22 protein-coding genes are annotated in these 21,414 nt (G+C 58.0%); 9 read left to right on the top strand and 13 right to left on the bottom strand.

Translation table 11 applies throughout. The annotated features are described in order from the left end of the window. Positions 1 to 66: 66 nt before the first annotated feature. Positions 67 to 633, bottom strand: a complete 567-nt coding sequence (gene gmhB / locus ACOI7Z_RS16235; protein WP_023292060.1) for a D-glycero-beta-D-manno-heptose 1,7-bisphosphate 7-phosphatase — start codon at positions 631 to 633, stop codon at positions 67 to 69. Positions 634 to 821: 188 nt separating this feature from the next. On the opposite strand from gmhB, the gene metN reads away from it, so the two are divergent. The 7 genes from metN (at position 822) to ACOI7Z_RS16200 (ending at position 7,310) form a co-directional block, all read left to right on the top strand. Then, positions 822 to 1,853, top strand: a complete 1,032-nt coding sequence (gene metN, locus ACOI7Z_RS16230) for a methionine ABC transporter ATP-binding protein MetN (protein ID WP_002889450.1) — start codon at positions 822 to 824, stop codon at positions 1,851 to 1,853. After that, on the top strand, positions 1,846 to 2,499 hold the full coding sequence (locus tag ACOI7Z_RS16225; RefSeq protein WP_004204478.1) for a methionine ABC transporter permease MetI: 654 nt from the start codon (positions 1,846 to 1,848) through the stop codon (positions 2,497 to 2,499). The genes metN and ACOI7Z_RS16225 overlap by 8 nt, the downstream gene beginning before the upstream one ends. A 43-nt stretch (positions 2,500 to 2,542) precedes the next feature. Beyond that, the gene (gene metQ, locus ACOI7Z_RS16220) at positions 2,543 to 3,358 is read left to right on the top strand and encodes a methionine ABC transporter substrate-binding lipoprotein MetQ (protein ID WP_002889445.1); all 816 of its coding nucleotides are present in this window, start codon (positions 2,543 to 2,545) and stop codon (positions 3,356 to 3,358) included. A gap of 107 nt (positions 3,359 to 3,465) precedes the next feature. Further along, positions 3,466 to 3,873: an Rcs stress response system protein RcsF gene (rcsF, locus tag ACOI7Z_RS16215; protein ID WP_023292059.1), complete on the top strand. Its 408-nt coding sequence runs from the start codon at positions 3,466 to 3,468 to the stop codon at positions 3,871 to 3,873. Beyond that, positions 3,870 to 4,577: a tRNA (N6-threonylcarbamoyladenosine(37)-N6)-methyltransferase TrmO gene (gene tsaA, locus ACOI7Z_RS16210; protein ID WP_065882729.1), complete on the top strand. Its 708-nt coding sequence runs from the start codon at positions 3,870 to 3,872 to the stop codon at positions 4,575 to 4,577. The genes rcsF and tsaA overlap by 4 nt, the downstream gene beginning before the upstream one ends. 112 nt (positions 4,578 to 4,689) lie before the next feature. Beyond that, positions 4,690 to 6,408: a proline--tRNA ligase gene (proS, locus tag ACOI7Z_RS16205; RefSeq protein ID WP_032452990.1), complete on the top strand. Its 1,719-nt coding sequence runs from the start codon at positions 4,690 to 4,692 to the stop codon at positions 6,406 to 6,408. A 59-nt stretch (positions 6,409 to 6,467) separates the two neighbouring features. Further along, a complete protein-coding gene (locus ACOI7Z_RS16200) occupies positions 6,468 to 7,310 on the top strand; it encodes a YaeF family permuted papain-like enzyme (RefSeq protein WP_065882731.1) in 843 nt (280 codons plus the stop codon). A 157-nt stretch (positions 7,311 to 7,467) separates the two neighbouring features. On the opposite strand, the gene nlpE is transcribed toward ACOI7Z_RS16200, so the two are convergent. Genes nlpE through ACOI7Z_RS16185 form a run of 3 tightly spaced genes read right to left on the bottom strand, consistent with a single transcriptional unit; the run spans position 7,468 to position 9,164 of the window. Then, positions 7,468 to 8,166 carry an envelope stress response activation lipoprotein NlpE gene (gene nlpE, locus ACOI7Z_RS16195; RefSeq protein WP_086075002.1) on the bottom strand — a complete coding sequence of 233 codons (699 nt, stop codon included), beginning with the start codon at positions 8,164 to 8,166 and terminating at the stop codon, positions 7,468 to 7,470. Positions 8,167 to 8,208: 42 nt separating this feature from the next. Beyond that, complete coding sequence (gene arfB / locus ACOI7Z_RS16190; protein ID WP_004204468.1) at positions 8,209 to 8,622, bottom strand: alternative ribosome rescue aminoacyl-tRNA hydrolase ArfB; 414 nt, start codon at positions 8,620 to 8,622, stop codon at positions 8,209 to 8,211. Next, entirely contained in the window at positions 8,619 to 9,164 is a 546-nt protein-coding gene (locus ACOI7Z_RS16185; RefSeq protein ID WP_087849901.1) for a YaeQ family protein, read from the bottom strand. The genes arfB and ACOI7Z_RS16185 overlap by 4 nt, the downstream gene beginning before the upstream one ends. A 196-nt stretch (positions 9,165 to 9,360) precedes the next feature. On the opposite strand from ACOI7Z_RS16185, the gene ACOI7Z_RS16180 reads away from it, so the two are divergent. Then, positions 9,361 to 9,561, top strand: coding sequence for a YaeP family protein (locus tag ACOI7Z_RS16180; protein WP_002889429.1), 201 nt, complete (start codon positions 9,361 to 9,363; stop codon positions 9,559 to 9,561). Beyond that, on the top strand, positions 9,548 to 9,808 hold the full coding sequence (gene rof / locus ACOI7Z_RS16175) for a Rho-binding antiterminator (RefSeq protein WP_002889424.1): 261 nt from the start codon (positions 9,548 to 9,550) through the stop codon (positions 9,806 to 9,808). The genes ACOI7Z_RS16180 and rof overlap by 14 nt, the downstream gene beginning before the upstream one ends. Before the next feature lie 12 nt (positions 9,809 to 9,820). Here the strand turns inward: rof and tilS are convergent, their stop codons facing one another. The 9 genes from tilS to fabZ form a co-directional block, all read right to left on the bottom strand. Then, a complete protein-coding gene (gene tilS, locus ACOI7Z_RS16170; RefSeq protein ID WP_137916224.1) occupies positions 9,821 to 11,134 on the bottom strand; it encodes a tRNA lysidine(34) synthetase TilS in 1,314 nt (437 codons plus the stop codon). Between the two features lie 53 nt (positions 11,135 to 11,187). After that, a complete protein-coding gene (locus tag ACOI7Z_RS16165) occupies positions 11,188 to 11,577 on the bottom strand; it encodes a VOC family protein (protein WP_002889387.1) in 390 nt (129 codons plus the stop codon). A 46-nt stretch (positions 11,578 to 11,623) separates the two neighbouring features. Beyond that, positions 11,624 to 13,777 carry a lysine decarboxylase LdcC gene (locus tag ACOI7Z_RS16160; protein ID WP_004204462.1) on the bottom strand — a complete coding sequence of 718 codons (2,154 nt, stop codon included), beginning with the start codon at positions 13,775 to 13,777 and terminating at the stop codon, positions 11,624 to 11,626. Between the two features lie 113 nt (positions 13,778 to 13,890). After that, positions 13,891 to 14,850: an acetyl-CoA carboxylase carboxyl transferase subunit alpha gene (gene accA / locus ACOI7Z_RS16155; RefSeq protein WP_004145855.1), complete on the bottom strand. Its 960-nt coding sequence runs from the start codon at positions 14,848 to 14,850 to the stop codon at positions 13,891 to 13,893. Between the two features lie 12 nt (positions 14,851 to 14,862). Continuing rightward, positions 14,863 to 18,345, bottom strand: coding sequence for a DNA polymerase III subunit alpha (dnaE, locus tag ACOI7Z_RS16150; RefSeq protein ID WP_023292051.1), 3,483 nt, complete (start codon positions 18,343 to 18,345; stop codon positions 14,863 to 14,865). A gap of 17 nt (positions 18,346 to 18,362) precedes the next feature. Further along, positions 18,363 to 18,962, bottom strand: coding sequence for a ribonuclease HII (gene rnhB / locus ACOI7Z_RS16145; protein WP_004204458.1), 600 nt, complete (start codon positions 18,960 to 18,962; stop codon positions 18,363 to 18,365). Beyond that, entirely contained in the window at positions 18,959 to 20,110 is a 1,152-nt protein-coding gene (gene lpxB, locus ACOI7Z_RS16140) for a lipid-A-disaccharide synthase (protein ID WP_023292050.1), read from the bottom strand. The genes rnhB and lpxB overlap by 4 nt, the downstream gene beginning before the upstream one ends. Then, the gene (gene lpxA / locus ACOI7Z_RS16135) at positions 20,110 to 20,898 is read right to left on the bottom strand and encodes an acyl-ACP--UDP-N-acetylglucosamine O-acyltransferase (protein WP_004204455.1); all 789 of its coding nucleotides are present in this window, start codon (positions 20,896 to 20,898) and stop codon (positions 20,110 to 20,112) included. The genes lpxB and lpxA overlap by 1 nt, the downstream gene beginning before the upstream one ends. Positions 20,899 to 20,901: 3 nt before the next feature. Then, on the bottom strand, positions 20,902 to 21,357 hold the full coding sequence (fabZ, locus tag ACOI7Z_RS16130; protein ID WP_004145858.1) for a 3-hydroxyacyl-ACP dehydratase FabZ: 456 nt from the start codon (positions 21,355 to 21,357) through the stop codon (positions 20,902 to 20,904). Positions 21,358 to 21,414 lie beyond the last annotated feature (57 nt).

The following is a 21,414-nucleotide window of genomic DNA, read 5'->3' as shown; positions in this document are numbered from 1 at the left end:
CCCGCCGGGAATGACAAGCGGAAAAATACAATTTTATTTCAACCGCTCATCTTTTATACGCAACGCTTATTTTTGCTGCTTTTTAATCGCCGCCGGCAGCTCGGCTAGGCTATTTAGCACCCAATCCGCGGCTTTTTCCGCTTCTTCAGTAACAGGCTTACCGGTACGCACCAGCACTTTAGTACCGACATCAGCGGCCGCTGCAGCCTGCATATCTTCCAGTTTGTCCCCTACCATATAGGAAGCGGCCATATCGATATGCAGATAATCGCGGGCGGAGATCAGCATCCCCGGATGCGGTTTACGGCAATCACAGGTCTGACGGTACTCCTCAACCGCACCCTGCGGGTGATGCGGGCAATAATAGATACCGTCCAGATCGACGCCACGGTCTGCCAGAGACCAGTCCATCCATTCGGTCAGCGTTTCGAACTGGGCTTCGGTAAATTTACCGCGAGCAATACCGGACTGGTTAGTGACCAGCACCAGCGCGTAGCCCATCTCTTTGAGTTCGCGCATTGCGTCAATGACGCCATCGATAAATTCAAAATTGTCGATTTCGTGGACGTAGCCATGATCGACATTAATGGTGCCGTCACGGTCGAGAAAAATTGCGGGTACTGACTTTGCCACCGGTTTGCTCCTGAAAAAGGCTAGTGCCGTTAGTATCGCATGTTTCCGCATGCAAGAAAGTGCTCATTATAAAGAGTCAGATTGATTTAGACGTCTGGATGCCTTAACATCCATTTCATTGCCAGGCCTCGCCTGGATACGGCAGAAGAAAATGCCACGGCAAACGGCTAAACGATAATAAATAACTGATGATTAAACTTTCCAATATCACCAAAGTGTTCCAGCAGGGGAATCGCAGCATTCAGGCGCTGAACAATGTCAGCCTGCATGTCCCTGCCGGACAAATTTACGGCGTCATCGGTGCCTCAGGCGCCGGTAAAAGTACGCTGATTCGCTGCGTTAACCTGCTGGAGCGCCCGACCGAGGGCAGCGTACAGGTTGACGGTCAGGAACTGACTGCGCTGTCGGAAAAAGAGCTAACCCGCGCTCGCCGTCAGATTGGCATGATTTTCCAGCATTTTAACCTGCTGGCATCCCGCACCGTTTTCGGCAACGTAGCGTTACCCCTGGAGCTGGATAACACGCCGCAGGCAGAAATCAAACGCCGTGTGACGGAGCTGCTGGATCTTGTCGGCCTGGGCGATAAGCACGACAGCTATCCGGCTAATCTCTCCGGCGGCCAGAAACAGCGTGTCGCCATTGCCCGCGCGCTGGCCAGTAACCCCAAGGTGCTGCTGTGCGATGAAGCCACCAGCGCCCTGGATCCGGCCACCACCCGTTCCATTCTCGAACTGCTGAAAGACATTAACCGTCGTCTGGGGCTGACCATCCTGCTGATCACCCACGAAATGGATGTAGTGAAACGCATCTGCGACTGCGTGGCGGTGATTAGCAACGGCCAGTTGATTGAACAGGACACGGTGAGCGAAGTCTTCTCCCATCCGAAGACGCCGCTGGCCCAGCAGTTTATTCAGTCGACGCTGCACCTGGATATTCCGGATGACTACCAGGCGCGCCTGAAACCTACCGCCACAGCGGATAGCGTACCGATGCTGCGCATGGAATTTACCGGCCACTCCGTCGATGCGCCGCTGCTTTCTGAAACCGCGCGTCGCTTCAACGTGAATAACAACATTATTAGCGCGCAGATGGATTATGCCGGCGGGGTGAAGTTCGGCATCATGCTGACCGAAATGCACGGTACACAGGAAGACACTCAGGCGGCTATCGCCTGGCTGCAGGAACATCATGTAAAAGTAGAGGTATTGGGTTATGTCTGAGGCAATGATGTGGCTGCTGTTGCGCGGCGTATGGGAAACGCTGGCAATGACCTTTGTCTCCGGCTTCTTCGGTTTTGTCCTTGGTCTGCCGGTGGGCGTGCTGCTGTACGTGACCCGTCCGGGGCAAATCGTCGCCAATGCTAAACTGTACCGGACGCTGTCGGCGCTGGTGAACATTTTCCGCTCCATCCCGTTCATTATCCTGCTGGTCTGGATGATCCCATTTACCCGCGTGATCGTCGGCACCTCAATCGGCCTGCAGGCGGCGATCGTGCCGTTGACGGTGGGCGCCGCGCCGTTTATCGCTCGCATGGTGGAGAACGCCCTGCTGGAGATCCCGACCGGCCTTATCGAAGCCTCCCGGGCGATGGGCGCCACGCCGCTGCAGATCGTGCGTAAGGTTCTACTGCCTGAAGCGCTGCCGGGTCTGGTCAACGCCGCCACCATCACCCTGATCACCCTGGTGGGCTATTCCGCCATGGGCGGCGCGGTGGGCGCCGGCGGTCTGGGGCAGATTGGTTATCAGTATGGCTATATCGGTTACAACGCCACCGTAATGAATACCGTACTGGTATTGCTGGTTATTCTGGTTTATTTAATTCAATTCTCTGGCGATCGCATCGTCCGGGCTGTGACTCATAAATAACGTTATTGGCAGACAACACTCATTCTTACAGGAAGGAAATAACATGGCCTTTAATTTCAAAACCTTTGCGGCAGTTGGTGCGTTAATCGGTTCTCTGGCGCTGGTGGGTTGCGGTCAGGATGAAAAAGATCCGAATCATATTAAAGTCGGCGTTATCGTCGGGGCGGAGCAGCAGGTCGCTGAAGTCGCGCAGAAAGTGGCAAAAGAGAAGTATGGCCTTGACGTTGAGCTGGTGACCTTCAACGATTACGTTCTGCCGAACGAAGCGCTGAGCAAAGGCGATATCGACGTCAACGCCTTCCAGCATAAACCGTATCTCGACCAGCAGATTAAAGACCGCGGCTACAAGCTGGTGGCTGTCGGCAACACCTTCGTCTACCCGATCGCGGGTTACTCGAAGAAAATTAAATCGCTGGACGAACTGCAGCCGGGCTCGCAGATCGCCGTCCCTAACGATCCGACCAACCTCGGTCGTTCTCTGCTGCTGCTGCAGCAGGTGGGCCTGATCAAACTGAAGGACGGCGTAGGCCTGCTGCCGACCTCGCTGGATATCGTCGAGAACCCGAAAAACCTGAAGATTGTTGAACTGGAAGCGCCGCAGCTGCCGCGTTCTCTTGACGACGCGCAGATCGCGCTGGCCGTTATCAACACCACTTACGCCAGCCAGATTGGCCTGACCCCGGCGAAAGACGGCATCTTTGTCGAAGGGAAAGAGTCGCCGTACGTGAACCTGATCGTGGCGCGTGAAGACAATAAAGATGCTGAGAATGTGAAAAAATTCGTTCAGGCTTACCAGAGCGATGAAGTTTACGAAGCAGCAAACAAGATCTTTAACGGCGGCGCAGTGAAAGGCTGGTAATCTTTTCTCACCGTAATATCATTCAGGACGGGCTTCACGCCCGTCTTGTCATTTATGCAAGCACCTGATTCAATAACGCCCTGTTTTTTATTCATTGAGGAAATACTATGCGTGCTTTACCGGTCTGTTTGTTAGCACTCATGTTAAGCGGTTGTTCCATGCTAAGCAGATCTCCCGTTGAACCTGTTCAAAGCACTGCAACTCCCCCGGTTAAATCGGAGCCGAGCAAACCACGCGCAACCCGTCCGGCGCCGGTACGTATTTATACCGATGCGTCAGAGCTGGTAGGTAAACCATTCCGCGATCTGGGGGAAGTGTCTGGCGAGTCCTGCCAGGCCTCGAATCAGGATTCTCCGCCGAATATCCCTACCGCCCGCAAGCGCCTGCAGATTAATGCCGCACGTATGAAAGCCAATGCTGTCCTGCTGCACCGCTGCGAAGTGACCAGCGGCACCCCAGGCTGCTACCGTCAGGCGGTTTGTCTGGGCTCGGCGCTTAACGTCTCGGCGCAATGAGTGCATTTCAGTTCGCGCAGATAGGCGTGATCCGCTCGCCGTATAAAGAGAAGTTTGCCGTACCTCGCCAGCCGGGTCTGGTCAAGCACGGCGGCGGAGAACTCCATCTGATCGCGCCCTACAACCAGGCCGACGCCGTGCGTGGTCTGGAAAGCTTCAGCCATCTGTGGATCCTGTTTGTGTTTCATCAGACCATGGAAGGCGGCTGGCGTCCGACGGTGCGCCCTCCCCGTCTTGGGGGCAACGCGCGTATGGGCGTCTTCGCCACCCGCTCCACCTTTCGCCCCAATCCCATTGGCATGTCTCTGGTTGAGCTGAAGGGCGTTCGCTGTCAGAAAGAGCAGGTGATACTGGAACTCGGCAGCCTCGATCTCGTCGACGGTACGCCGGTGGTCGACATCAAACCCTATCTGCCGTTTGCCGAAGCGCTGCCCGACGCGCACGCCAGCTACGCGCAACAGGCGCCGCAGGCGGATCAGGTCGTCAGTTTTACCGCCGACGTCGAAACGCAGCTTTTGCATCTGGAGAAGCGTTATCCGCACCTGAAGGCGTTTATCCGAGAGGTGCTGGCGCAGGATCCGCGTCCGGCCTACCGTAAGGAGGAAGAGGCAGGCAAAAATTACGCCGTCTGGCTGCTGGATTTCAACGTCCGCTGGCGGGTGACTGCCTCCGGTTTTGAAGTCTTTGCCCTCGAAGCGCGCTAATTTTATTTTCCTCTCTTTTGGCATCTTTGCCACACTGGTAAACTAAACCACTTTTTTTGTTTCAGGCTGGGCAACCAGCCTGTTCCGCTCGTTTAACTGGAACCGTTACAACATGCGTACTAGCCAATATCTGCTCTCCACTCTGAAGGAGACACCTGCCGACGCCGAGGTAATCAGCCACCAGCTGATGCTGCGCGCCGGGATGATCCGCAAGCTGGCCTCCGGGTTATACACCTGGCTGCCGACCGGCGTGCGCGTCCTGAAAAAAGTCGAAAACATCGTGCGTGAAGAGATGAACAACGCCGGTGCGATCGAGGTGTTAATGCCGGTCGTTCAGCCATCTGAACTGTGGCAGGAGAGCGGTCGCTGGGAGCAGTACGGCCCGGAACTGCTGCGCATTGCCGATCGTGGCGATCGTCCGTTCGTCCTCGGTCCAACCCACGAAGAGGTCATCACCGATCTGATCCGCAACGAGCTGAACTCCTATAAGCAGCTGCCGCTGAACTTCTATCAGATCCAGACCAAATTCCGCGACGAAGTGCGCCCGCGTTTCGGCGTGATGCGCTCCCGCGAATTCCTGATGAAAGATGCGTACTCTTTCCACACTTCGCAGGAATCGCTGCAGGAAACCTACGATGCGATGTACGCCGCTTACAGCAAAATCTTCAGCCGTATGGGGCTGGATTTCCGTGCGGTACAGGCTGATACCGGCTCCATCGGCGGCAGCGCCTCTCATGAATTCCAGGTGCTGGCGCAGAGCGGCGAAGACGATGTGATCTTCTCCGACAGCTCCGACTACGCGGCAAACATCGAGTTTGCGGAAGCCGTTGCGCCGAAAACGCCGCGCGCGGACGCCACCCAGGAGTTGACCCTGGTCGACACGCCGAACGCCAAAACCATCGCCGAGCTGGTTGAGCAGTTCAACCTGCCAATCGAAAAAACCGTGAAAACCCTGCTGGTGAAAGCGGTTGAAGATAGCGCTTCCCCGCTGGTTGCCCTGCTGGTGCGCGGCGATCACGAGCTGAACGAAGTGAAAGCGGAAAAACTGCCGCAGGTCGCCAGCCCGCTGACCTTCGCCACCGAAGAAGAGATCCGCGCCCTGGTGAAAGCCGGTCCGGGCTCCCTGGGCCCGGTGAACCTGCCGGTGCCGGTGATTATCGACCGTACTGTGGCGGTGATGAGCGATTTCGCCGCCGGCGCCAACATCGACGGCAAACACTATTTCGGCATCAACTGGGACCGCGATGTCGCCACGCCGGAAGTCGCTGACATCCGTAACGTCGTTGCCGGCGATCCGAGCCCGGACGGCAAAGGTACTCTGCTTATCAAGCGCGGTATCGAAGTGGGTCATATCTTCCAGCTGGGGACGAAGTACTCCGAGGCGATGAAAGCCGCGGTCCAGGGCGAAGATGGCCGCAACCAGATCCTGACCATGGGTTGCTATGGTATCGGGGTCACTCGCGTAGTCGCGGCGGCGATTGAGCAGAACTTTGACGATCGCGGTATTGTCTGGCCGGATGCGATTGCGCCGTTCCAGGTGGCGATCCTGCCGATGAACATGCATAAATCTTACCGTGTGCAGGAGCTGGCGGAGAAACTGTACGCCGAGCTGAGCGCCCAGGGTATTGAAGTGCTGATGGACGATCGTAAAGAGCGTCCGGGCGTGATGTTCGCCGATATGGAGCTGATCGGTATCCCGCACACCATCGTGCTGGGCGATCGTAACCTCGACAACGACGATATCGAATACAAGTATCGTCGCAACGGTGAGAAGCAGCTGATCAAGACCGGGGATATTGTGGAATATCTGGTTAAAGCGATAAAAGGCTAATTACACAGCTCAGGGCCCTGAACGGATGTCAGGGCCTTTTTTTTACAAGGACTGTACCCATGACTGCACCTCTCCTCAGCAGCGGGCTGCTTACCTCCGCCCTGCTCCTGCTTACCGCCTGCACTGTAGACGTCGGCCGCAGCGTCCCTTCCGCATCCGCTACCGATGGCCGCTCACCGCCATGGGCTGTCACCCTCCAGCGTCAAAGCTCGATTGCCGGCAGCGGACTGCGCGAAATCGCCGAAAGCGACCTTCGTTCCGGCGACCTGCTCTTCTCCTCCAGCCTTGGCGTCACTTCGCTTGGGATCCGCGCCTTCAGCGCCTCTTCCGTGAGCCACGTCGCGCTGTATCTCGGCGAGGGTCAAATTGCGGAGGCTACCGGCGCCGGCGTGCAGGTGATATCGCTACAGCAAGCGATGGCGCACAGCGATAAACTCTTTGCCCTCAGGGTGCCCGATCTGACGCCGGACCAGGCGATGGCGATGAGAGGTTTTGCCTGGCAGGTCAAAGACAGCGGGTATAACTATCGCGGCATTATTCAGTTTATCCCTTATATGGTCACCAAACCGCTCTGCTCGCTCAACCCTTTCTCGCGTAACTTTCGCCAGCAGTGCGTAAGCGGCCTGGCCAAAGCGCAACTGGGCGATGGGGCCAGCCCCGACAAGAAAGCGTGGTTTTGCTCGGAGTTTGTCAGCGAGGCCTTTGTCAGAGCCGGGCATCCGCTGACCCTGGCGCAGGCGGCGTGGATCAGCCCTTCCGATCTGCTGCACATGCGGGAAGGAGATGTCGCCACCTTTAAACCCGAGACGCAGCTGCAGTATGTCGGGCATCTGAAACTGGGAGTTTATCTTCAGGCCGGTAAACTGGTGGGGTTGAGCAAACCGAAGGCCGGTGCGGAGTAAAAGAACGATTTGCCCTTTACCCCCGTCATGAGGCTCATGCTTCGTGCGCTATGGTTAGTGGAAAAGGGGGGACGGTAAAACCACAATGACCCAATTCCGCTGGCCGGCTACCGCTGAGGCGTATCCCCTGCCCGTTTCCCGGGCAGGAGCCGGACAATCAATGTCCACAGTCCTTCCCAGGAATAAATTTGCCAGCCTGATCCGTCATCAGCGTTTTCATCATTTCGCCGGTATCCGGGTTCGCCTCGAGGGTAAAGTGCCCCTCCACCACCAGCAGCACCGGACGTGAATCATTGCCGCGGGCAGCGGCATAATCCCGCTCAAGCTGGGCATTATTCGCCACCGCGATGCGTTTACCGGTCGCGCAATCAGTAAAGGTTGCCGCATCGGCCATATAGAAGTACATACCACGCATCGCCATCGGGGTGGTCGGCAGGCTGGCCTTCACCGGCTCCAGGGTATAGTTGAGGGGAGACTGAATGGGGCTCCCGTTGCGGTCGAGCATCTCCAGCTTGTCGCCCTTCGCGCGAAAGTACGATTTTTCGCCCTTGCTGTTGGTCAGTACCAGCTTATCCGCCGTACGCGCCCAGGTGCCGTAAGAGGCAAAGGAGGATGGTTCACGACGCGCGCCCTGGTAGTGCTCATTCATCACCCAGGTGCCGTCTTTTTCCAGGAACAGCGAGGTGTCGATGCCTTCGCAATCCGCGCAAGGCAGCACCCCGCGCCAGCTTTGCTGCATCGGCTTGAGCTCTTCCATCGCCGCCGGCTGGACCGTGTCAGTTTCGGCGCGATGGTTACAACCAAACAGCGCGAACAGCGAACAGGCCGCTATCACGGAGAATATGATTTTCTTCACTCTACTTTCCTTATGATCCATTCCACCCGTTCGCCGACGCCTTCACTGGCGAACTTTCCCACGCAGCGCCTTGACTGAGGACTTTTGCGCCTTGGAAGCAAGGCGTCGCTCTTTGGATGCCCGAGTCGGTCGCGTCTCCCGGCGACTTTTTTGCACTGCGGTCAATTCTTTGATAAGTGCCACCAGCCGGGCGATCGCCGCTTCGCGGTTCATCTCCTGACTGCGATATTCCTGAGCCTTAATGATAACCACACCGTCAGCAGAAATTAAGTGGTGGCTGGCGGCGAGCAGGCGCTCTTTGTAAAACGCCGGCAGGCTCGAGGCTTTAATATCGAAGCGCAGATGGATCGCGGTCGACGCTTTGTTCACATGCTGGCCCCCGGCCCCCTGGGCGCGAATACCTTCCAGCGTGATCTCGTTATCGGCAATGGCCACGCTGCGGCTGATAGTAATCATACCGGCCCTTGCCAGGCGGTAAGCTGAATTTCCAGATTATTCTGAGCGTCGGACAACCAGATGCTCCCCTCCTGCAAAGTGGCCTGCAGCGTCATCGTGCGGTCGGCAAAAGCGCTAAGCTGCGCCAGCTGGGCATCATCAAGATACCAGATAGTCAGCTTCGGGTATGCCGCAAGCTTGTTCTGATTCTGCTGCCACCAGATTTCAGCCGCCCGGCTGTTATAGGCAAACAACGCCACCGCCTGCGCCCGCGAGCAGGCTTTCTTGAGACGTTTCTCGTCCGGCAGCCCCAGCTCGATCCACAGATCAACCCCGAGATGATCGTTAAGCAGCCACAGCTCCGGCTCGTCGTCTGACGAGAGGCCGCGCGTAAACTGCAGCCGCTCATCGGCATATTTGATCCACGCCAGCAGGCGCAGCATCATGCGCTCCTGGGTTTCCGACGGGTGCTGCGCCAGCGTCAGGTTAGCATCCAGAAACTGGTTGCGATCCAGATCGGCTACATTCACCGCGGCTTTATATATCGTCGCTTTCAGCGCCATGAACAAACTCCTGAAAAAAATGGCGTACATTGTAGCGAAACTGGCGACAAAAGGCTGTCAGCAATCGCAGCAACCTGTTTCATCCTGCTGAAATTGCTTAAATGACTATGATATAGTTCCCTTGCTAAACAGAGTTTATCTTCGTAGGCTTAAACTTGCATCCCACGGTTGAGTCAGAACGCTGACAGGAGGGCATGTGGACCACTATTGTGAGTTAATACGCAAGCGGTATGCGGAAATAGCCAGCGGAGACTTAGGGTATATCCCGGATGCGCTGGGTTGCGTGTTGAAAGTATTGAATGAGATTGCGGCGGATGAGGCCCTTTCGGAGTCAGTCAGGGAAAAGGCCGCTTATGCGGCAGCAAACTTACTGGTGAGCGATTATGTCAATGAATGATACTTATCAACCCATTAACTGCGATGATTACGACAACCTGGAGCTGGCCTGCCAGCATCACCTGGTGCTGACGCTGGCGCTGAAGGATGGCGAACAGCTGCAGGCGAAGGCCAGCGATCTAATCTCGCGTAAAAATATCGAGTATCTTGTGGTCGAACTCGCCGGCAACGTCCGCGAGCTGCGCCTGGATAAAATCGCCAGCTTCAGTCACCCGGAAATCGGCACCGTGGTGGTGAGCGAATCCTGAATCAAAACGGGCTTAACCGCCCGTTTTCCTCCACGCCAGACTGACCCCTTCCCCGTCTTTGACTTCACCTTCGTTAGTCACAAACAGATCGTCCGCTGCGGCAATCGGCGTTTCGCCGTAAAACAGCAGCGGCGTGGTGTCTCGTCGCCACGGAGCAACGCCCAGCTCCTGCCAGATCTTCTTCAGCTTACGGCCGCCATGACGCCCGACGATATGCAGATGGCCGCTGGCGCGAAAGCGGACGGTGACTGGCTCATCCGCCGGGGGCTGGCGCAGCCTGCCGCCCGGCTGCAGCACCAGCTCACCAAGACCGTCCGCCAGCCGCAGCGGTTGGCGCCAGTCTGTCCAGCGCTGGACGCTGTCCGTCTGCCCGGGTACATATCTCACCCAGTACAAGCGCTGCTGAAAACGGCGGACGGTAAATTCCCCCAACCGCAGGCAGGGGCTGGCATCTTCCCGCGCCAGCGCCACCTCGTGCCAGAGGCGCTCAGGCACCTCGCGGGCCGGCATCGGCGCCTGCTGCCCGGCGAGCCAGCGACGCAGCAACGCCGCGCGGCGGGGAGAACTCATCGACGTCAGCGGCGCGATAGCCAGCGACCCGTCTTCGGCCACCAGCGACGCCAGCTCCGCCGCCAGCATCTCGTCCAGCAGCTGCTCCTGCTCGGCGCACAGGCTGGCGCTGCGGGCGACGGCCTCGCTAAAGTGCGGCCAGCGCTCGCGCAGCACCGGGATCACCCGCAGGCGCAGGAAGTTGCGGTCATAGGTATCGTCCTGATTACTCTCATCTTCAATCCACGACAGCTGGTGGGCGAGCGCCCACTGGCGCAGCGATTCCCGGGTTTCATTGAGGAGAGGACGCAGCAGTCGACTGCCGGCAAAGGGAGACGATGGCGCCATCGCCGACAGGCCGGTCGGACCGCTGCCGCGTTTTAACGCCAGCAGCAGCGTTTCACATTGATCGTCCTGGTGCTGAGCGGTCACTAACACTTCGCCGGCGCGGAGCGTCTCCTGAAAGGCCTGATAGCGCGCCGCGCGGGCATGGGCCTCGACGCCCAGGCCGCCCCGGGCTAACGTCACGCGATGCACCGCCAACGGCACCTGCCACTGCTGGCAAATTTGCCGACAATGCGCCACCCAGTCGTCTGCGTGGGCGCTAAGGCCGTGATGAACATGCACCGCCCGCAGCGTCAGAGAGGGATCCTGTTCCCGCAGCAGCACCAGCTGATGCAGGAGAACCGTCGAGTCCAGACCGCCGCTGAAGGCCACCAGCAGCTGGCGATGGGGATGAAGCGTATGCGCAATGTTAGCCGTCATAACCACAAACATACCGAGAAGTGATGGCCCGGCACGTTACCGGGCCAGGGTCGCGCTGGCAAGGTTTACTGCTGATATATTTCCAGCGGCAGGTCGTCCGGATCGCTAAAGAAGGTAAAGCGTTTACCGGTAAAGGGATCGACGCGAATCGCTTCGCACTCCACGCCATGCGCCGTCAGGTGCGCCACCGCAGCGTCGATATCATCCACGCTAAAGGCCAGATGACGCAGCCCGCAGGCTTCCGGACGACTGGGTCGGGCCGGCGGAAACGGGAACGAGAACAGCTCAATCACATACTCGCCGTTGAGCGCCAGATCGCCCTTCCAGGAGTCACGTTCGGCGCGATAAAACTCGCTTTGCAGCGTAAACCCCAGAATATCGCAATAGAACGCTTTACTGCGGGCGTAGTCAGTCGCAATGATGGCAATATGGTGAACCCGTTTCAAACCCAGCATGGTCAAACTCCTTCTGTTAAGCCAGCCACGTTACTCGTGCGCGCCGTTAACGCGCAAGCCTTTCGTCATTTTTTAAGACTCGTACCCGATACACGCCGTCCTCATCGCGCTTCGCGCCGTGAATATCGGTCTCAAACCCCGGGTAATGACGTCCTATTGAGCAGAGCATCAGCAGGAAGTCGAGCACCGCCCGGCTCTCCTCCGTGATCATCTCTCCCGGCATCAGCAGCGGTACGCCCGGCGGATAAGGGAGGATCATGTTGGCCGAAATTCGGCCCACCAGGTTCTCCAGTTCAATGGTTTCCACCTCACCCTTGATCTGGCGCTGCCAGGCATGATGCGGCGTCATTTTCATTTCCGGCAGGACGTCAAAGGCGCTGAGCATCAGCTGCGGCAGCTGGTGCTGGCGGATCAAGCGGTGGATCCCCTGTGCCAGATCCTGGATCCGCATGTTGCGGTAGAAGTCGGGATCTTCCGCGTACAGATCCGGCAGCATATTCTTCACCCGCAGATTGAGATCGTAGGCGCGCTTAAATTCGGTCAGGCCGCGCAGCAGACCCATCGCCCGGGTTTTATCGATACCGATGCTAAAGAGGAACAGCAGGTTGTAGGGGCCCGTTTTCTCCACCACCACGCCCCGCTCGTCGAGGAACTTCGCCACCAGCGCCGCCGGGATCCCCTCTTCATCCATATTCCCCTGCTCGTCCATACCCGGCGTCAGAATGGTGACTTTCACCGGATCGAGGTACATATGATCCGCATCGGCATCTTTGAAACCGTGCCAGTCCTCGCCCGGCGCCACCGGCCAGCACTCGGCTTTATCCACCGCTTCCGGCTGCCAGATATCAAAGAACCAGCCGTCCGACTCCTCGCGCAGTCGCTGCACCTCTTTGCGGAAATCCAGCGCCCGCTCAATGGAGCGCTGGATCAGGCGCTTACCGGAGTTACCGCGCAGCATCGCCGCCGCGGTCTCAATCGACGCGACGATGGGATAGCTCGGCGACGTAGAGGTATGCATCATAAAGGCTTCATTAAAGGTCTCTTCATCATAGTTGCCCTTAATGTGGATCAGCGAGGCCTGCGACAGCGCGGCCAGCATCTTATGCGTCGACTGCGTCTCGAAGATGACTTTTCCGGGGATCCGCTCACCGCTCATGCCGCTTTTCCCCTGATATATCGGATGGAAATGGGTATACGGCACCCAGGCGGAATCGAAATGGATCGACGGGACGTCGAGCGTCTCTTTAAGCCAGGTGGTGTTGTAGAGCAGCCCATCGTAGGTGGAGTTGGTGATCACCGCATGCACGGGCCACTGCGCCCCGCCCGTGTCGCGCACTTTCTGCTGAATACTGTCGCGGGTAAACTCGCGCCGGGGGATACCGCCGAGGATCCCTAACGCATTGCGGGTCGGCTTCAGCCACAGGGGAACCACATCGCTCATCATCAGCAGGTGGGCCAGCGATTTGTGACAGTTACGGTCAATCAGCAGGGTACTGCCGGCGGGCGCCGAGTACATACCGACAATTTTATTGGACGTCGAGGTACCGTTGGTCACCATATAGCTTTGCTCGGCGCCAAAGGCGCGAGCGATATACTCCTCCGCCTCCAGATGCGGGCCGGTATGATCCAGCAGGGAGCCCAGCTCGGTGACCGAAATCGAGACATCCGCCTTCAGCGTATTCCCGCCAAAGAAATCATAGAACAGGCAGCCCACCGGGCTTTTCTGATAGGCGCTACCGCCCATATGACCCGGCGTACAGAAGGTATATTTCCCCTCCTGCACATAGTTAAACAGCGCGCGGGTAAATGGCGGGGTGATATTGTCCAGGTACTCGCGGGTATACTGCCCGATGCGGGTGGCGATCTCTTCGGAGAGTCCCAGCGCGTATTCGAAGAACCACAGCGTCATGCGCAGATCCTGACTGCTGACGTCCATCGTCGAGTGGGCGTTAATAAAGGCGTACAGAGGCAGATATTCATTGAGCTGGTTAATATCGCTGCACAGATCGACGCTGTACTCATCCCAGTCGAAGATCACGCCGCAGATGCGCGGGTTGTGCTCGATAAACTGCAGCAGGTCGGCGCTATTTTGCGGCCAGATGGTCTGAAAGCCCTGGCGCTGCAGCGCCGCTTCCAGTTCTTTGATCGGCTCGTCTTTGTGGTAGACGCCGTGAGGCCCCATGATGGCGATGATATTCACGCTTTCCTCCTGGTATTCACCTAAGTCCAGCATCATAGCAATCCCCTGGGCGCATCGCACATAAAAAAAGGGCCGGAAAATCCGGCCCTTAGTGTTTTGCGCTAGCGGAAAACTTAGGCGTAACCGTAGCTCATCAGACGTTGATAGCGGCGGTTCAGCAGCTCTTCTTCGCTGAGAAGATCGAGATCGGCCAGGTCCGCCAGCAGCTGCGCTTTCAGGCTTGCCGCCATCGCTTCCGGGTTGCGGTGGGCGCCGCCCAGCGGTTCCGGAACGATAGAATCGATCAGCTTCAGCTCTTTCAGACGCGGGGCGATAATGCCCATCGCTTCCGCAGCCAGCGGCGCTTTATCCGCGCTCTTCCACAGAATGGAGGCGCAGCCTTCCGGCGAAATCACCGAATAGGTGCTGTACTGCAGCATATTAACCTTGTCGCCCACGCCAATCGCCAGCGCGCCGCCGGAGCCGCCTTCGCCGATCACGGTGCAGATAACCGGCACGCTCAGACGCGACATCTCACGCAGGTTGCGGGCAATCGCTTCCGACTGGCCGCGCTCTTCCGCGCCGACGCCCGGGTAGGCGCCCGGGGTGTCGATAAAGGTGATGATCGGCATTTTAAACCGCTCAGCCATCTCCATCAGGCGCAGCGCTTTGCGGTAGCCTTCCGGGGCCGGCATACCAAAGTTGCGACGAATTTTTTCTTTGGTTTCGCGACCTTTCTGGTGGCCGATGATCATCACCGGACGACCGTCAAGACGCGCGATACCGCCGACAATCGCTTTATCGTCAGCGAAGGCGCGGTCACCGGCCAGTTCGTCAAATTCGTCGAACGCCAGGCGGACATAATCCAGGGTGTAAGGACGGCGCGGGTGGCGCGCCAGTTGCGCAACCTGCCATGCACCGAGATCGGCGAAGATTTTGCGCGTCAGCTCTACGCTTTTCTCGCGCAGACGATGCACCTCTTCGTCAATGTTAATATCCAGTTTCTCATCCTGACGGCTTACCGCAGTCAGGGAATCGATTTTCGCTTCCAGCTCTGCAATCGGCTGTTCAAAATCTAGGAAATTCAGACTCATAGTATTCCTGTATTAGTCAAACTCCAGTTCCACCTGCTCCGAGCCGATAAGGCCACGCAGATCGTTGAGTAAACGATCGCTCGGAGAGACGCGCCATGTTGCGCCGAAACGCAACCGCGCGCGTGCATCCGCCCTCTGATAGTAGAGGTGCACTGGAATGGTTCCCGAACGGTGGGGTTCCAGAGACTGACGGAGTCGGTTTAAAAGCTGGTCATCAATTTGCCTGTCCGTCAGCGAGATAGCAAGCCCGCGAGCATATTTTTCCCGGGCTTCGTCAATGTCCATGACTTCACGGGCGGTCATTTTAAGCCCCCCGCTAAAGTCATCAAAGCTGACCTGTCCGCTGACGATAAGTATGCGGTCTTTTTCCAGCAACTGCTGATATTTATCCAGCGCGTCGGTGAATAACATCACTTCCAGCCGCCCGGAACGGTCATCCAGGGTACAGATGCCGATACGATTGCCGCGCTTGGTGACCATTACCCGCGCCGCAATCACCAGCCCCGCCGCCGTGGTCACTTTTCCACGATCGGTCGGATGCATGTCTTTGAGCCTCACGCCGCCGACGTAGCGCTCAATCTCTTTCAAATACTGGTTAATCGGGTGCCCGGTCAGGTACAGCCCCAGGGTCTCCCTTTCACCATCCAGTACCACCTGCTCAGGCCACGGCTGGCAGCTGGCGTAGGACTGTTCAATCTGCTCAGGCTCTTCCGCCAGCACGCCGAACATATCGGCCTGGCCGATGGCCTCGGCTTTGGCGTGCTGATCGGCGGCTTTCAGCGCATCGCCCAGTGAATTCATCAGCGCCGCGCGATGCGGACCGAGACGATCGAACGCCCCGGACATAATCAGTTTTTCCAGCACCCGACGGTTGAGCTTTTTAATATCGGTCCGCGCGCAGAGGTCGAACAGCTCGCGGAAATAACCGCCGTTGTTGCGCGCCTCGATAATCGCTTCGATCGGCCCTTCGCCGACGCCCTTGATGGCGCCGATACCGTAGACGATCTCGCCGTCGTCGTTGACGTGGAAATGGTACAGGCCGGAGTTAATATCCGGGGGCAAAATTTTCAGCCCCATACGCCAGCACTCGTCCACCAGGCCAACGACCTTCTCGGTGTTGTCCATATCGGCGGTCATTACCGCCGCCATAAACTCAGCCGGATAGTGCGCCTTAAGCCACAGCGTCTGGTAAGAAACCAGCGCGTATGCGGCGGAGTGCGATTTGTTAAACCCGTAACCGGCGAATTTCTCCACCAGGTCGAAGATTTTCATCGCCAGCTCGCCATCAACGCCGTTTTTCTTCGCCCCATCCTCAAAGATAGAACGCTGCTTGGCCATCTCCTCCGGCTTTTTCTTACCCATCGCACGACGCAGCATATCCGCGCCGCCGAGGGTATATCCGGACAGTACCTGGGCAATCTGCATGACCTGTTCCTGGTACAGGATGATGCCGTAGGTCGGCTCCAGCACCGGTTTCAGGCTTTCATGCTGCCACTGTACGTCCGGATACGAGATCTCTTCGCGGCCGTGCTTACGGTCGATAAAGTTATCTACCATCCCCGACTGCAGCGGGCCCGGGCGGAACAGGGCCACCAGCGCGATCATATCTTCGAAGCAGTCCGGCTGCAGGCGTTTAATCAGATCTTTCATGCCGCGCGATTCAAGCTGGAAGACCGCGGTGGTTTCCGAGCGCTGCAGCATGTCGAAGCTTTTCTTGTCATCCAGCGGGATGGCGGCGATATCCAGCGGCCCTTCGCCGTTCTTCTCACGGCGCTTGTTAATCATCTCCAGCGCCCAGTTAATGATAGTGAGCGTACGCAGACCGAGGAAGTCGAATTTCACCAGCCCGGCGTATTCCACGTCGTTCTTGTCAAACTGGGTAACCGGATGCAGCCCCTGCTCATCGCAATACAGCGGGGCGAAGTCGGTGATTTTGGTCGGCGCGATAACCACGCCGCCCGCATGCTTACCGGCGTTTCGCGTCACCCCTTCCAGCTTACGCGCCATGTCGATCAGCGCTTTCACTTCTTCGTCCGCCTCGTAGATCTCCGGCAGCTGCGGCTCAGCCTCAAAGGCTTTCGCCAGCGTCATGCCCGGATCGGGCGGCACCAGCTTGGAGATGCGGTCGACAAAGCCGTACGGGTGACCCAGCACGCGGCCCACGTCGCGGATGACCGCCTTCGCCGCCATGGTACCGAAGGTGATGATCTGCGATACCGCGTCGCGGCCATACATATCCGCCACGTGCTCGATAACCTGGTCGCGTTTCTCCATGCAGAAGTCGACGTCGAAGTCGGGCATCGAAACACGTTCCGGGTTGAGGAAACGTTCGAACAGCAGGTCGAATTCCAGCGGGTCAAGATCGGTGATCTTCAGCGCGTAGGCCACCAGCGAGCCGGCGCCGGAACCGCGGCCCGGGCCGACCGGCACGCCGTTATCCTTCGACCACTGGATAAACTCCATCACGATCAGGAAGTAGCCGGGGAAGCCCATCTGGTTGATCACCTGCAGCTCGATATCCAGACGCTCGTCGTATTCCGGCCGGCGCTTCGCGCGCACTTCCGGATCCGGGAAGAGGAATTCCAGCCGCTCTTCCAGACCCTCTTTCGATTTCATCACCAGGAAATCTTCCGTGGTCATATCGCCGGTCGGGAACTGCGGCAGGAAATATTCGCCAAGCCGCACGGTGACGTTGCAGCGTTTGGCGATCTCGACGCTGTTTGCCAGCGCTTCCGGAATATCGGCGAACAGCTCGCACATCTCCTCCTCGCTGCGCATATATTGCTGTGGCGAGTAGTTGCGCGGCCGTTTCGGGTCGTCGAGGGTGAAGCCGTCGTGAATAGCGACGCGGATTTCATGGGCGTCAAAGTCGCCAGTGTCGAGGAAGCGGACATCGTTGGTCGCCACCACCGGCAGACCACGCGCTTCCGCCAGCGCTACGGCGGCATGGAGATAACTCTCTTCATCCTGACGACCGGTGCGGATCAGCTCCAGAAAATAGCGATCCGGGAAATGCTCTTCATAGAAGGAGACGCACTGCTCAACCAGCGGCATGTTGCCGCGGATCAGGCTGACGCCGACGTCGCCTTTACGGCCGCCGGAGAGCAGAATCAGCCCTTCCTGATGTTCCACCAGCCAGTCGCGATCGATCCACGGCCCCAGGGCGCCGTAGCCGCGCTGATAGGCGCGGGAAATCAGCAGAGTCAGGTTCTGGTAGCCGGTGTTGTTCGCCGCCAGCACGGTCAGCTCGGTAAATTCGTCGCCGAGCAGGTCGCACTGCACGTGGAAATCGGCGCCGACGATCGGCTTAATCCCCGCGCCGTGTCCCGTCCCGTAGAACTTCACCAGCCCGCAGAGGTTGGTGAAATCGGTGATCGCCAGCGCTGGCATGCCAAGCGAGGCCGCCTTCTTGACCAGCGGCCCGGTCTTTGCCAGCCCATCGATCATGGAATAGTCGCTGTGCACCCGCAGGTGTACGAAACGTGGTTCAGCCATCTTTAGATCCCGGTGACTTAGTTGGACGCCAGGCCCAGGGCACGCTTCACCGGGCCGAAACTGCGCCGGTGATGCTCTGTTGCGCCGTGTTCCTGCAGCTTCTGCAGGTGAACAGCGGTGGGATAGCCTTTATGCTGGGCAAATCCGTAGTGGGGAAATGCGAGGTCCAGCGTGGCCATTTCGGCGTCACGAGTGACTTTTGCCAGAATAGACGCTGCGCTGATTTCTGCCACCCGGCTGTCGCCTTTCACCACCGCCAGGGAGGGCATCGGTAGCGACGGACAGCGGTTGCCATCGATCAGGACAAACTCGGGCACAATGCTCAGGCCGGCGACGGCGCGCTGCATCGCCAGCATAGTGGCATGCAGGATATTCAGCTCATCGATCTCATGCGGCTCGGCGCGCCCAAGGCTCCAGCACAGCGCTTTCTCTTTAATCTCATCGAAGAGCGCCAGTCGACGCTTCTCGCTGAGTTTTTTGGAATCATTCAGACCCACAATCGGCTTCGCCGGATCGAGGATCACCGCCGCGGTCACCACCGCGCCAACCAGGGGGCCACGCCCGACCTCATCGACGCCGGCAACCAGATGGGTATGCGGATAGACGAACTCCATCATTGTTTTGCTAACTCCAGTACGGCATCCGCCGCCTGCTCATCGGCGTTGCAGCGGATCTGCTGATGCAGCGCGCGGAATGTCTCATGCATCTCATGGCTGGTTTTGCCATCGGCCAGCAGCGGCTGCAGGGCGGCAGCTAGCGCCTGCGGCTCGCACTCATCCTGCAGCAGCTCTTTAACCAGCTCGCGCCCGGCCAGCAGGTTCGGCAACGAGACGTAGTCGGTTTTAACCAACCGCTTCGCCAGCCAGAAGGTGAACGGCTTCATGCGATAGCCAACCACCATCGGGCATTTCGCCAGCATACACTCCAGCGCCGCCGTCCCGGAGGCCAGCAGCGCGGCGTCGCTGGCGATCATCGCATCGCGCGCCTGGCCGTCCAGCATATGCACGATCATATCCGGCGCCGTCTCAGCTTTAATTCGCTCAAACTGCTCCCGCCGTTTAGCATTAACCAGCGGCACCACCACCTGCAGATCGGGATAGGTAGCCCGCAGAAGCTGCGCGGTTTTCAGAAAGTCCGCGCTGAGCATTTCGACTTCCGCGCCGCGGCTACCGGGCAACAGCGCCAGGCAACGCACGTCGTGCGGGATACCTAACCGGTCGCGCGCGGCGCCTTTGTCAGGATCCAGCGGCATCGCATCCGCCATGGTATGGCCGATAAAGCGGCAGGGAACGTTAAATTTGTCATAAAACGCTTTTTCGAAAGGCAGAAAGGCCAGCACCAGATCGGTGGATCTGCCGATTTTGAAAACGCGTTTTTGTCGCCAGGCCCAAACCGATGGGCTGACGTAGTGAATGGTTTTGATGCCCTGCTTTTTCAGATTCCCTTCGAGGGTAATATTGAAGTCAGGGGCGTCGATACCGACGAAAACATCGGGACGCAGCTCCCCGAAGCGGCGGGTCAAATCGGCGCGAATATGGAGTAAGCGACGCAGGCGACCGAGCACTTCAACAATACCCATCACCGCCAGCTCTTCCATTTCGTACCAGGCTTCACACCCTTCCGCCTGCATCAGCGGTCCCGCCACGCCGACAAAGCGCGCATTCGGGATGCGTGCTTTGAGGGCGCGGATGAGGCCAGCGCCAAGAATATCGCCGGAGGTTTCTCCGGCGACCAGGGCAATCGTCAGGGGACGCTGTTCAGCCATTAACGAATCAAGCCGCGGGTAGAGCGGGCGAAGAAATCGACAAACGGCTGAACTTCAGGATGCTGAGTCGCCAGTTCGGCGATCTCCGGCTTGGCTTCTTCCAGCGTCTTGCCGCTGCGGTACAGCAGTTTATACGCGTTGCGGATCGCGGTAATCGCTTCCCGGCTGAAGCCGCGGCGTTTCAGGCCTTCGATGTTGACGCCGAACGGCGTCGCATGGTTGCCCTGGGCAATCACGAACGGCGGAACGTCCTGCGCTACGCCGGAGCAGCCGCCAACCATAACGTGTGAGCCAATGACGCAGAACTGGTGCACCGCAGTCATGCCGCCGATAATGACATAATCATCCAGCGAAACATGGCCCGCGAGCGTCGCGTTATTGGCCAGGATGCAGCGATCGCCAAGCGTACAATCGTGCGCCACGTGGGCGTTGATCATCAGCAGGTTATCGTTGCCCACCTTTGTTAATCCACCGCCCTGTACTGTGCCGCGATGAATGGTGACGCTTTCGCGAATGCGGTTGCGATCGCCAATTTCCACCCGGGTTGGTTCGCCAGCATATTTCAGATCCTGGTTAACTTCGCCGATGGAAGCGAACTGATAGATCTCGTTGTCACGGCCGATTTTGGTGTGGCCGTTAACGACAACGTGAGACTTCAGTACGGTGCCTTCGCCGATTTCGACGTTGGCGCCAACAATACAAAACGGACCAATGTGGACGTTAGCGCCAATCACGGCGCCTTCTTCAACAATGGCGGTAGGATGAACAAAAGCGGTTTTATCAATCACGTATCAGGCCTCCCGGCTACGCGCACACATCATCGTCGCTTCGCAAACCACTTTACCGTCAACCAGCGCAACGCCTTTAAAACGGGTCAGGCCGCGGCGGGTTTTCTCGAAAGTGACTTCCATAATCATCTGATCGCCTGGTACTACCGGGCGTTTGAAACGTGCTTCATCGATACCCGCGAAGTAATACAGCTCGCCTGGTTCCAGTTTTCCAACGCTTTTGAATGCCAGAATCCCGGTGGCCTGCGCCATTGCTTCCAGAATCAGGACGCCCGGCAAAATCGGCTTACCAGGGAAATGCCCCTGGAAAAACGGCTCGTTTACAGAAACATTTTTTACTGCGCGCAGAAAACGACCTTCTTCAAAATCCAGCACGCGGTCTACCAGCAGGAACGGGTAACGGTGAGGCAGAAGTTCCAGAATCTCTTCAATGTGCAGAGTATGAGTGTCAGTAGTCAAAATACTCTTCCTGTCTAAATGTACTAAAAGGCAATAATAACACGGCCTGCGGCAATC

It is taken from the genome of Klebsiella sp. C283, assembly GCF_048822555.1.
GTDB classification, from domain to species: domain Bacteria; phylum Pseudomonadota; class Gammaproteobacteria; order Enterobacterales; family Enterobacteriaceae; genus Klebsiella; species Klebsiella quasipneumoniae.
Note: the sequence above shows the minus strand (reverse complement) of the source record. Positions and strands in the feature narration are given on the sequence as shown.

Excerpts from the sequence above, each read along its gene's own strand:
- metN (WP_002889450.1), top strand. The coding sequence starts at position 822 with ATGATTAAACTTTCCAATATCACCAAAGTGTTCCAGCAGGGGAATCGC.
- ACOI7Z_RS16225 (WP_004204478.1), top strand. The coding sequence starts at position 1,846 with ATGTCTGAGGCAATGATGTGGCTGCTGTTGCGCGGCGTATGGGAAACG.
- metQ (WP_002889445.1), top strand. The coding sequence starts at position 2,543 with ATGGCCTTTAATTTCAAAACCTTTGCGGCAGTTGGTGCGTTAATCGGT.
- rcsF (WP_023292059.1), top strand. The coding sequence starts at position 3,466 with ATGCGTGCTTTACCGGTCTGTTTGTTAGCACTCATGTTAAGCGGTTGT.
- tsaA (WP_065882729.1), top strand. The coding sequence starts at position 3,870 with ATGAGTGCATTTCAGTTCGCGCAGATAGGCGTGATCCGCTCGCCGTAT.
- proS (WP_032452990.1), top strand. The coding sequence starts at position 4,690 with ATGCGTACTAGCCAATATCTGCTCTCCACTCTGAAGGAGACACCTGCC.
- ACOI7Z_RS16200 (WP_065882731.1), top strand. The coding sequence starts at position 6,468 with ATGACTGCACCTCTCCTCAGCAGCGGGCTGCTTACCTCCGCCCTGCTC.
- arfB (WP_004204468.1), bottom strand. The coding sequence starts at position 8,622 with ATGATTACTATCAGCCGCAGCGTGGCCATTGCCGATAACGAGATCACG.
- ACOI7Z_RS16185 (WP_087849901.1), bottom strand. The coding sequence starts at position 9,164 with ATGGCGCTGAAAGCGACGATATATAAAGCCGCGGTGAATGTAGCCGAT.
- rof (WP_002889424.1), top strand. The coding sequence starts at position 9,548 with ATGTCAATGAATGATACTTATCAACCCATTAACTGCGATGATTACGAC.
- tilS (WP_137916224.1), bottom strand. The coding sequence starts at position 11,134 with ATGTTTGTGGTTATGACGGCTAACATTGCGCATACGCTTCATCCCCAT.
- ACOI7Z_RS16165 (WP_002889387.1), bottom strand. The coding sequence starts at position 11,577 with ATGCTGGGTTTGAAACGGGTTCACCATATTGCCATCATTGCGACTGAC.
- accA (WP_004145855.1), bottom strand. The coding sequence starts at position 14,850 with ATGAGTCTGAATTTCCTAGATTTTGAACAGCCGATTGCAGAGCTGGAA.
- dnaE (WP_023292051.1), bottom strand. The coding sequence starts at position 18,345 with ATGGCTGAACCACGTTTCGTACACCTGCGGGTGCACAGCGACTATTCC.
- rnhB (WP_004204458.1), bottom strand. The coding sequence starts at position 18,962 with ATGATGGAGTTCGTCTATCCGCATACCCATCTGGTTGCCGGCGTCGAT.
- lpxB (WP_023292050.1), bottom strand. The coding sequence starts at position 20,110 with ATGGCTGAACAGCGTCCCCTGACGATTGCCCTGGTCGCCGGAGAAACC.